The organism is Rahnella bonaserana, from assembly GCF_019049675.1.
In the GTDB taxonomy this organism is placed as follows: Bacteria; Pseudomonadota; Gammaproteobacteria; order Enterobacterales; family Enterobacteriaceae; genus Rahnella; species Rahnella bonaserana.
Window position 1 is genome coordinate 154114 of record NZ_JAFMOW010000063.1, and the last position, 14236, is coordinate 168349.

The 14236-nt window shown below is 53.8% G+C and carries 7 protein-coding genes; 4 read left to right on the plus strand and 3 right to left on the minus strand.

Going from position 1 to position 14236, the window contains the following annotated elements:
- Positions 1-33 precede the first annotated feature (33 nt).
- Together malQ and malP are read right to left on the minus strand one after the other, a co-directional pair.
- Positions 34-2121, minus strand: a complete 2088-nt coding sequence (gene malQ, locus J1778_RS13340; RefSeq protein ID WP_217173583.1) for a 4-alpha-glucanotransferase — start codon at positions 2119-2121, stop codon at positions 34-36.
- Between the two features lie 9 nt (positions 2122-2130).
- The gene (gene malP, locus J1778_RS13345) at positions 2131-4533 is read right to left on the minus strand and encodes a maltodextrin phosphorylase (protein ID WP_217173584.1); all 2403 of its coding nucleotides are present in this window, start codon (positions 4531-4533) and stop codon (positions 2131-2133) included.
- A gap of 320 nt (positions 4534-4853) precedes the next feature.
- On the opposite strand from malP, the gene malT reads away from it, so the two are divergent.
- From malT to pdeR, 4 genes are all read left to right on the plus strand, one after another.
- Positions 4854-7580, plus strand: coding sequence for an HTH-type transcriptional regulator MalT (gene malT / locus J1778_RS13350; RefSeq protein WP_217173585.1), 2727 nt, complete (start codon positions 4854-4856; stop codon positions 7578-7580).
- A gap of 274 nt (positions 7581-7854) precedes the next feature.
- Positions 7855-8139 carry a YjcB family protein gene (locus J1778_RS13355; RefSeq protein WP_112286748.1) on the plus strand — a complete coding sequence of 95 codons (285 nt, stop codon included), beginning with the start codon at positions 7855-7857 and terminating at the stop codon, positions 8137-8139.
- Positions 8140-8524: 385 nt separating this feature from the next.
- The gene (bglX, locus tag J1778_RS13360) at positions 8525-10822 is read left to right on the plus strand and encodes a beta-glucosidase BglX (RefSeq protein WP_217173586.1); all 2298 of its coding nucleotides are present in this window, start codon (positions 8525-8527) and stop codon (positions 10820-10822) included.
- A gap of 282 nt (positions 10823-11104) precedes the next feature.
- Positions 11105-13123, plus strand: a complete 2019-nt coding sequence (gene pdeR, locus J1778_RS13365; protein ID WP_217173587.1) for a cyclic di-GMP phosphodiesterase — start codon at positions 11105-11107, stop codon at positions 13121-13123.
- A gap of 29 nt (positions 13124-13152) precedes the next feature.
- Here pdeR and J1778_RS13370 read toward each other — a convergent pair whose 3' ends face one another.
- Positions 13153-14019: a crotonase/enoyl-CoA hydratase family protein gene (locus J1778_RS13370; RefSeq protein WP_217173588.1), complete on the minus strand. Its 867-nt coding sequence runs from the start codon at positions 14017-14019 to the stop codon at positions 13153-13155.
- Positions 14020-14236: the final 217 nt, after the last annotated feature.

The window sequence follows — 14236 nt, forward strand, 5'->3', positions numbered from 1 at the left end:
GGCAGCACTCCCTTTTCACTTCTTTTTTAAACCTCAGCTCACCGACACTTTCCGGCGGCGTTTATCGAGGTCTTTAATCAGCTTATTCACCTGCTCGTCGGCGAACATCTCTTCGAGGGAGGTGGACAGTTTACGGCGCCAGTTCGGGTATTCGTCGCTGGTACCGGGGACATTGACCGGCGCGTCCATGTCGAGCCAGTCTTCCGGTTGCAGGCCGAGCAAAGCACAGGCGCTGTCAGCGACGTAGCGTTGCAGACCACGGTTAAGCACCGGCGTCATCTCCATGAGTGCCGCTTTGCGTCCGGTTTTCTTCGGGATACAGTCGTAATGATGTAAGCCGTCAAGCAGCCCCTGACGCGCACGGGCGCGGTCGGCGTACAGCTCCTGCAGGACGTCTTCATCGCGATATAATCCCAGCGATTTACCCAGCGCCAGATCGTCACTTTGCCAGTATCCGCGCAACGTTGGCAGATCATGCGTGGTAATCGTCGCCATCGCCTGAACCGGATACGACTGCGGCGCACGGAAGTTATTTTCCTCATCACGCTCAAAATACAGCACTTTGTAGGAGTACACCCCGCCCTCGCGCAGCTTGCTGACGATCTCCACCGGAACCGTACCCAGATCCTCACCAATCACCATGCAGTGATGACGCTGACTTTCCAGCGCCAGAATAGCCAGAAGATCGTCTACCGGATACTGCACATACGCCCCTTTATCCGCCGTTTCTCCCGCCGGGATCCACCATAAACGCAATAACGTCATGACGTGATCAATACGCAGCGCACCACAGCTGGTCATGTTGGAACGCAGCAGATCGATAAACGGCTGATAGCCGCGTTTCACCATCACATGCGGATCCATCGGGCGCAGATCCCAGTTCTGACCGAGCGGCCCGAGGATATCCGGCGGTGCGCCGACCGAGGCTTTCAGGCAGTACAATTCGCCATCGCCCCAGGTTTCCGATCCACCTTCCACCACACCGACGGCCAGATCACGGTATAAACCGATTGGCATTTCGCCCTGCTGGCTGACCTCATAGCATTGCGAAAATTGCGTTTCTGCCAGCCATTGCAACCAGAGGTAAAACTCCACATCCTGTGCATGTTGCTCGCAGAAGGCGCGTACGGCCGGGCCACGGGCATCATGATATTGCGCCGGCCAGCGGTTCCAGCCGAGCGCAACATCCGTCTCTTTTGCCAGATGCTCGTATAACGCGTCAAACGCCGCCTGCAGATACAAGCTTTCCCCGCCCTGCTTCACGAAAGCGGCCAGCGATTTTACCTGCGGATCCTGCGCTTTACGCCTGAGGAATTGTGTATAGGCCAGGCGTAAACCTTCGAGTTTCAACGGCATCACTTCGCCATAATCCACCCAGTCGTTGGCACGTACGGCCTGTAACCGTTGCTGCGTCAGCGGCAGACTCCACCACTGTTGTGCGGCCTCGCTCAGTCTGAAATCGTCCACGGCACTGACGTCGATATAAATCACGTTCAGCCAGCGGCGGGACGACGGACTGTAAGGGCTGGCGGCTACCGGATTGGCTGGATACAGCGCGTGGATAGGATTAAGCCCGACAAACGCACCGCCGCGCTCAGCGACCTTTTTCAGCAACAACCGGAGATCGCCGAAATCGCCAATCCCCCAGTTATTTTCCGAGCGCAGCGTATAAAGTTGCACGCACGCGCCCCACAGTTTTTTACCGGCCAGCAGTGCATCAGGCTCATAGCAGCGTTTCGGGGCGACAATCACCCGGCAATCCCACTGCTGCGCATCCTGTGTCAGCGTCAGCTGGTGATAACCGGCAGGGATTTTGCCCGGCAGCGCCAGGGTCATTTTGCCGCTGATGCGCCCTTGCTGGGTTGCACCGCTTTCCAGTTTGAGTGTCCAGGCATATTCGCCTTCACCACCGACCGGCAATGCCAGACGGCTGCCGGAAACGAACACTTTCACCGCAGGAACCGGCGTAACAACCGGGTGGCGTTCAGCCACCCAGCCCATTGCGGCTAACAGTTCACGCTTGGTTTGTGGCGCGATCGCCTGCTGCTTACCGTGCGCGTTAATAAAACCAGAGGAAATACCCGCCTCCCTGGCGGCCTGCTCCAGTGCTTTGTTCTCCATGCGGGCTCCTTAACGTTTCGCCTGCCAGATCCGCTGCTGGTAATCGCGGATCGAGCGGTCGGAACTGAACATCCCAACACGTGCAGTATTGAGAATGGTTTTGCGCGTCCAGTCTTCCTGGTCGCGATACAGCAGATCAACTTTTTGCTGTGCGGCGCAATAATCGGCAAAGTCAGCCAGCACCAGATAAGGATCGCCGCCACCCAGCAAACTGTCGAGCATCAGGCTGAACGCCTGTTTATCGCCATCGCTGAAGAAGCCGTTTTCCAGCTCTTTAAGGATCTTATCCAGGTGCTTGTCTTTCTTGCGGATCTTCAGCGGATCGTAGCCTTTGGCCTGCAACGCTTTGACCTGATCAACGGTGTTCCCGAAGATGAAAATATTGTCCTCGCCGACTTCTTCGGCAATTTCGACGTTTGCGCCATCGAGCGTGCCAACGGTCAGCGCACCATTCAGCGCCAGCTTCATGTTGCCGGTACCTGAGGCTTCTTTCCCGGCGGTTGAAATCTGCTCGGAAACGTCTGCGGCCGGGATCATCACTTCAGCGACAGAAACACGGTAATCCGGAATAAACACCACTTTAATGCGATCACGCACCAGCGGATCGTTATTGATTTTCTCTGCCACTTTATTGATGGCGTAGATAATGTTTTTCGCCAGGTAATAGCCCGGTGCCGCTTTCGCGCCGAACAGGAATACGCGCGGCACCATGTCCATGTCCGGGTTATCACGCAGCTGACGGTAAAGTGACAGAATGTGCAGCAGGTTGAGATGCTGACGTTTGTATTCGTGCAGGCGTTTGATCTGCACATCGAAAATCGCGTCAGGATTGAGCGTCAGCCCCATGACGTTTTTCACATAGTGCGCCAGCTTGATTTTATTCTCGCGCTTAATCGCCTGATAACGCTGACGGAATTTTTTATCGTCGGCGAAACTTTCCAGCCCTTTGAGGGCATCCAGATCGTTAACCCATTCGGTTTTCAGCGTGTCGTCAATCAGTGCAGACAGTGCCGGATTACATTGTTTCAGCCAGCGACGCGGCGTAATGCCGTTGGTCACATTATGGAATTTGTTCGGCCACAACTGGTGATATTCCGGGAACAGATCTTTCACCACCAGCTCGGAGTGCAACGCCGCCACGCCGTTCACCGCAAAACCGCTGACCACGCACAGATTCGCCATGCGGACTTGTTTGTTCTGGTGAACTGACAGTTTTTCCCAGACGGCTTTATCGCCCGGCCACTGCTTTTCGACCACTTTTTTGAAGCGGGCGTTAATGGCTTTGATCAGCGAGAAGTGGCGCGGCAACAGGCTGCGTACCAGTTTTTCGTCCCAGCATTCCAGCGCTTCAGGCATCAGCGTGTGGTTGGTATACGCAAAGGTCTGGCTGGTGATTGCCCAGGCAGCGTCCCAGTCCAGCTGATGCTCGTCGAGCAAAATACGCAGCAGTTCAGGAATGGCAATGGTCGGGTGCGTGTCGTTGAGCTGGATGACTTCGTATTTCGGTAAGTCCTCAATTTTTCGACCGAGGAAATGATGGCGACGCAGGATATCGCCTACCGAGCAGGCGCACTGGAAATACTGCTGCATCAGGCGCAGGCGTTTACCGGCGTCGTGGTTGTCATTTGGATAGAGCACTTTGGTGAGCTTCGCTGCATCAATGCCTTTTTGCTCGGCCCTGAGGAATTCCCCGTCGTTGAACAGGGTCAGATCGAACGGATGCACATCGGTTGCCTGCCACAAGCGCAGCGGCTGGGTAACGCCATTTTTATAGCCGACCACCGGTAAATCCCAGGCTTCACCGCGCAGGGTGAACGCCGGATGCCATTGTTCTTCGCCATTCTCGCTCTTCGTCAGTTTGCCGCCAAACGCCACGTCAACGGACAGCGAGCTGTTGTGGCTGAACCACGGATAGCTTTCGCGATGCCAGTTATCCGGCGCTTCCTGCTGCTTGCCTTCGCTGAACGACTGACGGAACAGACCGTACTGATAATTCAGGCCATAGCCGGTCGCCGGTTGTCCCACCGTCGCCATTGAATCGAGGAAACAGGCCGCCAGACGTCCTAATCCGCCATTACCCAGCGCCGGATCGGTTTCCTGCTCAAGCACATCGGCCAGCGCCACGCCTTGCTCTTTCAGCGCCTGGTTGACGGTTTCGTACCAGCCGAGATTAATCAGGTTATTCGCGGTCAGGCGCCCGATCAGAAATTCCATCGAAATATAGTTTACGTGCCGCTGGGGCTGTTTCGTCGCTTTTGGCGCGGGCTGCGCACTCAGTTGTTCGGACAGCGCGGCACTGGTGGCCTGCCACCACTGATGCGGTGTCATATCCTTTGCCTGTTGCAAACCGAATCCCTGCCACTGGCGTTTTAGCGCGGCTAAAAACTGCGTCTTATCCAAAGTCACCTGCATCACATGCCTCTTTATCCGGGAATTTGTAGGGAAGTCTGATGTTGATTATCACTATGCTGACGCTTGTGCCTGTGAGCAGCATCATCCTGCCAAAGATTAGGCAGGGAGGAGAAACGGGGCGTAGCCGGAGGAGACGGGGGATCAGGGGGAAGCGCTGAAAATTTGTATTTAGAAGTGTGATGCAGAGCAACTTAACGGCATGTAAAAACGTAACATTCTTGCAATCAATGTTTCAAAGGAGGACTTTAGAAAAAGTGATTAATTACACGCTGCGAAATAATTATTACGCCTCCTGACTACCGTCAAAAGAATCGAAAAAAATGCTGATCCCGTCGAAATTGAGCCGCCCGGTGCGGCAGCAAAATACAGTGGTTCGCGATCGTCTGCTGACGAAGCTCTCGACTGCGCCAAATTATCGTCTGACCCTGGTTGCCAGTCCGGCAGGCTATGGGAAAACGACACTGGTCGCACATTGGGCGGCGGGCAAAAGCGATCTCGGCTGGTATTCGCTGGATGAAAGTGACAACCAGGCGGAGCGTTTTGCCAGCTATCTGATTGCTGCGGTACAACAGGCCTGCGGCGGTCATTGCGTCAAAAGCGAAGCGCTGAGTCAGAAACACCAGTACGCCAGTTTATCGGCGCTGTTTGCTCAGCTGTTTGTTGAGCTTTCTGACTGGCACCGCCCGCTGCTGCTGGTTATCGACGATTATCACCTGATTTCTAACGACGCCATCCATGAAGGGATGCGTTTTTTCCTGCGTCATCAGCCGGAAAATCTGTCGCTGGTGGTCCTTTCGCGCACCCTGCCACCGCTGGGTATCGCCAATATGCGTGTCCGCGATCAGTTGCTGGAACTCAACGCCACGCATCTGGCCTTTACGCACCCGGAAACACAACAATTTTTCGACAACCGGCTGAAAGACCCGATCGATCAGGCTGACAGTGGCCGTCTGTGCGACGAAGTGGCCGGCTGGGCAACGGCCCTTCAGCTGATCGCGTTATCCGCACGTCAGTCCTCAACCTCGTCGCAGCAGTCTACACAGCAGTCCGCCCGCAAACTGGCCGGTCTGAATGCCAGCCATCTTTCAGAATATCTGGTGGATGAAGTGCTGAATCGCGTGGATGCCCCGACGCGGGACTTTTTGCTGCGCTGCTCGCTGCTGCGGTCAATGAACGATGCGCTGATTGTGCGTCTGACCGGCAGCGAAAACGGCCAGCAGCGCCTGGAAGAACTGGAACGTCAGGGGCTTTTCATTCACCGCATGGATGACACCGGCGAATGGTTTAACTTCCATCCGCTGTTTGCCACTTTCCTGCGCCAGCGCTGCCAGTGGGAACTGTCGACGGAACTGCCGGCGATTCACCGTGCCGCCGCCGAAGGCTGGCTGGCTCAGGGCTTCCCCGCCGAAGCTATCCACCATGCGCTGGGTGCGGAAGACATCAATATGCTGCGCGATATTTTGCTGCAACATGCCTGGGCGCTGTTCAATCAGAGCGAACTGGCGTTGCTGGAAGAATGTCTGGCCGCCCTGCCGTATGACCGCCTGATCCAGAATCCTAAACTGGTGCTGTTGCAGGCGTGGCTGGCGCAAAGTCAGCACCGTTATGCCGAAGTGGAAACGTTGCTGGTGCGTGCCGAAAGTGAAATGAAGCAGCGAAATATCGTGATGGAACAGGAACTGGCGGCAGAATTTGATGCCCTGCGTGCACAGGTGGCGATCAACGATGGCCGTCAGGATGAGGCGGAAAAACTGGCCGCCGACGCCCTGCGTTATCTGCCGTATGAAAGTTATTACAGCCGCATTGTGGCGACCTCGGTCACCGGTGAAATCCAGCACTGCAAAGGCGATCTGACCCGCGCACTGCCGCTGATGCAGCAAACCGAACAGATTGCGCGCCGCTATGAAGCCTATCACTACGCGTTATGGGCATTGCTGCAACAGAGTGAAATTCTGATTGCTCAGGGCTTTTTGCAGGCTGCGTTTGAGATGCAGGATCGCGCCTTTGAACTGGTGCGTGAACAGCATCTGGAACAGCTGCCGATGCACGAGTTTTTACTGCGTCTGCGTTCGCAATTGTTATGGTCGTGGTCGCGGCTCGATGATGCCGAAGACGCCGCCCGTCAGGGGCTCGACGTGCTGACCAACTTCCAGCCACAGCAGCAGTTGCAGTGTCTGGCGATGCTGGCGAAATGTTCTCTGGCCCGCGGTCAGCTCGACAACGCGCATCATCATTTACAGCGCTGCGAAACGCTGCTTAAAACCGGTCAGTATCATATCGACTGGCTGACCAATACCGATAAGCCGCGGGTGATTTACTGGCAAATGATCGGCGATAAAGCCGCTGCCCGCCAGTGGCTGCAACAGGCGCGTAAACCTGATATGGCCGACAATCATTTCCAGCAAGGCCAGTGGCGTAATATTGCCCGCGTGCAGATTTTGCTGGAACAGTTTGAGGAAGCCGAGGTGGTGCTCGATGAGCTGAATCAGAATGCCCGTCAGTTGCGTCTGACCAGCGATCTCAACCGCAATCTGTTGCTCAGCAATCTGCTTTACTGGCATACCGGCCGTAAAAATGATGCGCAGCGGGTATTGATCGAAGCGCTGGGCCTGGCGAACCGTACGGGTTTTGTCAGTCATTTCGTCATCGAAGGGGAAATGATGGCGCAGCAGTTGCGTCAGTTGCTGCAACTCAATCTGCTGCCGGAACTGGAACAGCGCCGTGCTCAGCAGATTTTGCGTGAAATTAACCAGCACCATCGTCATAAGTTCGCGCACTTCGACGAAGGGTTTGTTAACAAACTGCTGACCCATCCGCAGGTGCCGGAACTGATCCGCACCAGTCCGCTGACCCAGCGCGAATGGCAGGTTCTCGGGCTGATTTACTCCGGTTACAGCAATGATCAGATCGCCGGTGAACTCGATGTCGCGTCCACCACCATCAAAACGCATATCCGCAATTTGTACCAGAAACTGGGCGTGGCACACCGTCAGGAAGCCGTTCAGCAGGCACAGCATTTGTTGCAGGTTATGGGCTACGGCGCGTGATCTGCCACTGAAGTTACACGTAAATCGCCGCGCCCTTTCTCTTTCAGTACACCCCTTTTCATAACACATCATCAAAATAAGTTGATGTGTTATGCCTATTTTTCATTAGCGAACATATTTTGCTCAAAATTAAAATCCGGTGATATAATGTGACCGTCGTCACACTATTGTAATTCACCATTTCTTCAGATAAGCCCGCTGCCAACCTGTTGTCACAGCCTTGCGGCTGATTTTGGCTTTGCGTAAGCGGCTGTAGTGAGTAAGGATTTTATCGATGGGTACGTTAACTGCCGGGATTGTCATGATGCGCTGGGAATTGCTGAGCGCCTTTTTGATGTTCTGCACCAGCCAGCTCAATATTGTTTGCCGCCAGTCCAGCCGCAATACCATGGCCTTCGTTTGCAGCGGTCTGGGCCTGACCGTGACCTGTTTCTTCGTAATGAGCCTGATGGGCATGAATTATGATGCCGCCGCCGTCGCGCAGTTCTGGGCAAACACCAAAGACGTTTTCTTTGATGTGATGAGCAAAACCCCGACCGATATGTCTTATTACTATTAATCCGACCCGCTGACGGCGTGTCCCGATAACAGATGAAAAAAGGCAGAACATCATGTTCTGCCTTTTTTATTGCCCTGATAATGAGCTTGCAGGCCAGCTTGCTGATTATTTGTCCACCTGCATCTCATTTAATCCTAAATTTAAAAAAATGCGTGGCGTATCTGAGGTCTTTTTGTACGTGAGTTTCTGATTACCTGTAAATTGCAGTCTGTTGCGCAATGTACAACGATATTGTGCGCGGAGAATAAACTATTCATTGCTAATAGTTGAAAGGTCGTATTAGATTCTCACCCATACTTTTCTTAGAATGATCATTGCTTTGTTTGCTTCAGGCTGCTGAATTTTCACCGGTTTGGCACCCCTGCTTATGGCTGAAGGAATTCCGATGAATACGCATCACGTGCTTGGCGCGTTAGTGTTACTGGTAAGTTCTGCTTCTTCGCTCGCCGTCGAAACGACGGGCATCCCTCAGGATCAGGTAAAAGAGCGCAATGCGTTTATTGCTGACCTGATGAAAAAAATGACCATTGATGAAAAGATTGGTCAGCTGAATCTGGTCACTGTGGGGCCGGATTATCAGAAAGAAGCCATTATGGCTGACATCCGCGCCGGTAAAGTCGGTGGCGTGTTTAATACCGTAACCAAACCTGATATACGCCGTATGCAGGATCAGGTGAAAGAAAGCCGCCTGAAAATCCCACCGTTTTATGCCTATGACGTGGTGCATGGTCAGCGTACTATTTTCCCTATCAGCCTTGGCCTTGCCGCCAGCTGGGATATGCAGGCCGTCAACACCAGCGCCCGTATTTCCGCACTGGAAACCGCAGCGGATGGCCTGAATATGACCTTCTCGCCAATGGTCGATATTACCCGTGATCCGCGCTGGGGACGTGTCTCCGAAGGTTTTGGCGAAGACACCTACCTGACGTCCCGTCTCGCACATGAAATGGTGACGGGTTATCAGGGTAAAGACCCTTCCGCACCCGACGCCGTCATGGCAAACGTCAAACACTATGCGCTTTACGGCGCGGTGGAAGGCGGTCGCGAATACAACACCGTGGACATGAGCCTGACCCGCATGTTCAACGATTACATGCCACCGTATAAAGCGGCGGTCGATGCCGGTGCCGGTGGCGTGATGGTTGCGCTCAACAGTGTTAACGGCATTCCCGCGACCTCAAATACCTGGCTGCTGAAAGATATTCTGCGCGATGACTGGCAGTTCAAAGGCCTGACAGTGAGCGACCACGGCGCCATCGGCGGTCTGGTCAAACACGGCGTGGCCGAAGATGATCGTCAGGCTGCGGCCATGGCGCTGAAAGCCGGTGTCGATATGGACATGGCCGACAATATGTACGGTAAGTATCTGAAAGGATTACTCGCCGACGGTCTGGTGAGTCAGCAGGACATTGACCGTGCCGTGCGTGACGTTCTGGCCGCGAAATGGGACATGGGGCTGTTTGTCGATGAATACCGTCATTTAGGCCCGCAGTCAAGCGATCCGGCGGACACCAATGCCGAAAGCCGTCTGCACCGGACCGAAGCCCGCGAAGTCGCGCGTACTTCCCTCGTTTTACTGAAGAACACTAACGAGACGCTGCCGTTACAGAAAAAAGGCACCATTGCCGTGATTGGCCCGCTGGCTGACAGCAAACGCGATGTGATGGGGAGCTGGTCTGCCGCCGGTAAAGCCGCTCAGGCCGTGACGGTCTTGCAGGGAATGAAAGATGTCCTCGGTGATAAAGGCACATTGTTATATGCACGCGGTGCTAACATCACCAGCGATCAGGGGATGGTCGATTTCCTCAATTCCTACGACAAGCAGGTTATTAACGATCCGCGTAAACCGCAGGACATGATTGACGAAGCCGTGAAAACAGCGGAGAAATCAGATGTCGTGGTGGCCGTGGTCGGTGAAGCACAGGGTATGGCGCACGAAGCCTCCAGCCGTTCTGATATCAGCATTCCACAGAGCCAGCGTGACCTGCTTAAGGCGCTGAAAGCCACCGGCAAACCGCTGGTGATTGTGCTGATGAATGGTCGTCCTCTGACACTGACGTGGGAAAATGACATCTCTGATGCCATGCTGGAAACCTGGTTCGCCGGCACCGAAGGCGGTCACGCCATTGCGGACGTTCTGTTTGGCGATTACAACCCGTCAGGTAAACTGCCGATGACCTTCCCGCGTTCGGTCGGACAAATTCCTTTGTATAACAGCGTGCTGAATACCGGACGTCCGTTTAATCCGCAGCATCCGGATAAATACACCACCCGTTATTTCGATATCACCAACGGGCCGCTGTTCCCGTTTGGTTATGGCCTGAGCTACACCCGTTTCAGCGTGTCTGACGTGAGCCTTTCATCGACGAGCATGGATGCGAAACATCCGCTGACAGCCAGTGTGACGGTGAAAAACACCGGTAAGGTCAGTGGCGCAACTATCGTTCAGATGTATCTGCAGGATGTCACGGCGTCTATTAGTCGTCCGGTTAAAGAGCTGAAGAACTTCGAGAAGATCAACCTGCAGCCGGGTGAAGAGAAAACTGTTACATTTGCTATCAATGAAAGAGATTTACGTTTCTACAATGACAAGCTGAAATGGGCCTCTGAACCCGGGAAGTTCAACGTTTTCGTGGGCTTAGATTCTCAGGATGTGAAGAAAACCAGCTTCCTGCTGAAATAACGTTCCTGGTCTGAAAGCAGACCCGGAATGCAGTCAGCACGTTATCTCACAGGCGGAATTCCGGTAACGGAACCCGCCTGTTCTGAGCAGTAATTTCTGTCCGGTGACTGGATATATAACCGACAGTTGCTAACCTTAAATTCAATGTGTTACGCCCTCCGGCTCTGTATCCGCGCATTGCGGAGCGTTGCGGGTGTGCTGAACAGAGTAAACTCCGTCTGTGCTGACTATCGCCATGTCGCCACACTGGCGGCGTCTAGCGTTCTTTGCGGAGAAACATTCATGGTCGATTCTCAAGATGCGTCCATCCTGTACCTGCATTTTGGTACGCCCCGCCCATACTGGCGAGTGGGGTCTGACAGCAATGCACTGGAGCTGTCCGCAGAGAAAGGCGTCGTTAATGTTGCTATCTCCCTGACCCAATGGCAGGCGGGAAAAATCAGGCAACTGACCGGAATCACCTCAAGTTTTACACTGGACATCACCCTGTTCGGCTCCCCCGTACGTCTCTATCTCGTGGGCCGGAAAATCGACAGTAAAGCCTGGGCCGGCACCGCATCAGCGTATCAGGACACTGAATCCGTCGCGCATGACCTTGAAGTCGGTCTGACTTTCGCGGAACAGGTCGTTTCAGAAGCCAACTCCGTGATTGTGATTATCGATCAGGAAGGCAAAATCCATCGTTTTAACCGGCTAAGCGAAGAATACACCGGCCTGCGCGAAGAGGATGTCATTGGCCGCAGCGCCTACGATTTATTCATGTCGATGGAAGAAGGTCTGGCGTCGCGCCAGAACATCAACGGTTTTTTTCAGCATCAGCAATCCTACGAAGTAGAACGCTGGATCAATACGGTTAAAGGTCAGCGGCTGTTCCTGTTTCGCAATAAATTCGTCCACAGCGGCAGCGGTAAACAGCAAAAGTATCTGATTTGCTCAGGTACCGACATCACGGACGAGCGCAAAGCGCAGGAGCGTCTGCGCGTACTGGCCAACACCGATCTGGTCACCGGTTTCGCTAACCGTAACGCGTTACAGGAATCTCTGGCTAAAGCCCTTATCGAGCGCGGCGAAAACAAAGTCGGGCTGATTTATCTGGATCTGGATAATTTCAAAAAGGTTAACGACGCTTACGGCCATATGTTTGGCGATCACCTGTTGCGGGCGGTATCCGACGCTATACAGGATTGCCTGTCGCCTGACGATAAGCTCGCGCGCCTCGGCGGCGATGAATTCATTATCCTCAGTATCCATGCCGAACTGAGTTCACTCGAAGCACTCAGCCAGCGCGTATTGCGCCGCCTGAGTCTGCCATTTCGTATCGGCCTCATCGAAGTTTATACCGGCTGTTCCGGCGGCATCGCTATCTGTCCGGAACACGGCACTGACGGCGACACGCTGTTGCAAAACGCCGATACCGCCATGTATGTGGCGAAGGAAAAAGGCAAAAATGCGCACTGCGTTTTCTCGCCGGGTATGAATGAAAAAGCCTCAGAATACATGTGGCTGGATACGCATTTACGCAAAGCACTGGCGGAAAAAGACCAGCTGGTTTTGCACTATCAGCCGAAAGTGTCACTTTATGGCACCGTGCAAAGCGTGGAGGCACTGCTGCGCTGGAATTCGCCGGAGCGCGGCCTGATCCAGCCGCAAAGTTTTATCCCTTATGCCGAAGAATCTGGCCTGATTACGCCCATCGGCAAATGGGTGATCGAAACCGCCACCCGTCAGGCGACTGAGTGGCAGAAAAAGGGGCTGAATCTGCGCGTGGCCGTGAATCTTTCCGGACGCCAGCTGAACAATGGCTCGTTTATTACCACGCTGTCTGACGCCATGAAAAAAGCGGGCATGAAAGGTTGTCTGCTCGATTTTGAACTCACCGAAAGCTGCCTGGTGGAAGACGAAGGCGCCGCTGTCACCATGATTAATCAGCTGCATAAACTCGGCGCGCAGGTGCATCTGGATGATTTCGGTACCGGCTATTCTTCTCTGTCCCAGCTTGCACGCATTCCCCTCGACTGCATCAAGCTCGACCAGAGCTTTGTCCGTGGGATCAATGACAATCCGGTGTCGCAGGCGCTGGTGCGGGCGATTGTGGCTGTGGCGAAAACCCTGCAACTGACCGTGGTGGCGGAAGGTGTGGAAACGGCTGAAGAAGAGAAGTTAATTGACGAGATTGGCGTGGACAGCAAACAGGGCTTTCTTTACGCCAGGCCAATGCCCGCAACGGAACTCGAGCACTGGCTTGAAGAAAAAATGGTTGCTTCACCCAATGTTTTTAAACCTAAAGCAAAACAGAAATAGCGCCAGTGACGGGCCCTTTCTGCCCGCTGCTAGCCGGTTTTACGCAGTGATGCCGTATGCCGGTTTTGCAGCATGACCAGACGCTCCATATAACTCAGGTCTTTCTCCTCCAGCGTAAACGCTGCATCCACCCAATCCTCCGTAATATCCATCAGCTCCGAACGTGAGAGTTGCAGTACGCGCTGGCGTGCGCGGATCATGGCGCGGATCCCGTTGAGTTTTGGCCTCAGCACATCCATAAACGTACGCGTGGCGTTGAACGCCTCACCCGGCTGGAATAACACATCCACCAGCCCGCGGCTTTCAAACCATTCCGCCGTATGAGACTCGCCGGTGGAAATCAGTTCCTCCGCCAGCTTCATGCCCGCTTTGCGCGAGACCAGCGAATAACCGCCCATTCCCGGAAAGAGGTTAAAAGCGATTTCCGGAAATCCCATCCGGGCCGTGTTTTGCGCCAGCACATAATGATGCGCCAGCGCCGCTTCGAATCCGCCGCCGAGCGCCGTGCCTTCAATCATCGACAAGCTGATCGCCCCCACATCAAATCCACGCGCCGCAGCGTGAACACAGTCCACACAGGCTCGGGCGTAGGCGCGCAACGCCTCGCGCTTGTTATTGACGATGGCGTCGACAAAGAAACTCAGATCACCTCCCGCATTGTACATATTGGGCACCAAAGAACCGGTGACCCAAAAATCAAAACGCAGCCCCGACGCCTTTGCGGCATAGGTCAGCGTCATGATGTCTTCAATAAGCTCCTGATTAAAACAGGGACGTGGATAAGACCTGAGCATCATCCACATGACATTACGGCCTTCTTCATAATAGGCTGCAATCTGGGACAAATGCCCGGCTTCGGTAAACGGGCGGCAGGCTGTATGGTCAATAAGATTCATAGTATATATCCAGGTTAGAAATGAATTTTTTAGGGTGAAGCAGCTCCAGCCTAGTCCAGCTCTAACCTGAACTGAATCGATTCGAGATTGTTTTATAAAAATAATCCTAAGCGCATAAACGTAATAAAAAATTGTTTAAAATAAACAACCTGCAACGAATCAATATTGTGTAAAAACAAAGAAATAATGTTTTATCCGTTACATCAGACGGCCAGAC

Bases quoted from the DNA above. Each gene is read 5' to 3' on its own strand.
- malQ (WP_217173583.1), bottom strand. From the start codon at position 2,121: ATGGAGAACAAAGCACTGGAGCAGGCCGCCAGGGAGGCGGGTATTTCC.
- malP (WP_217173584.1), bottom strand. From the start codon at position 4,533: ATGCAGGTGACTTTGGATAAGACGCAGTTTTTAGCCGCGCTAAAACGC.
- malT (WP_217173585.1), top strand. From the start codon at position 4,854: ATGCTGATCCCGTCGAAATTGAGCCGCCCGGTGCGGCAGCAAAATACA.
- J1778_RS13355 (WP_112286748.1), top strand. From the start codon at position 7,855: ATGGGTACGTTAACTGCCGGGATTGTCATGATGCGCTGGGAATTGCTG.
- bglX (WP_217173586.1), top strand. From the start codon at position 8,525: ATGAATACGCATCACGTGCTTGGCGCGTTAGTGTTACTGGTAAGTTCT.
- pdeR (WP_217173587.1), top strand. From the start codon at position 11,105: ATGGTCGATTCTCAAGATGCGTCCATCCTGTACCTGCATTTTGGTACG.
- J1778_RS13370 (WP_217173588.1), bottom strand. From the start codon at position 14,019: ATGAATCTTATTGACCATACAGCCTGCCGCCCGTTTACCGAAGCCGGG.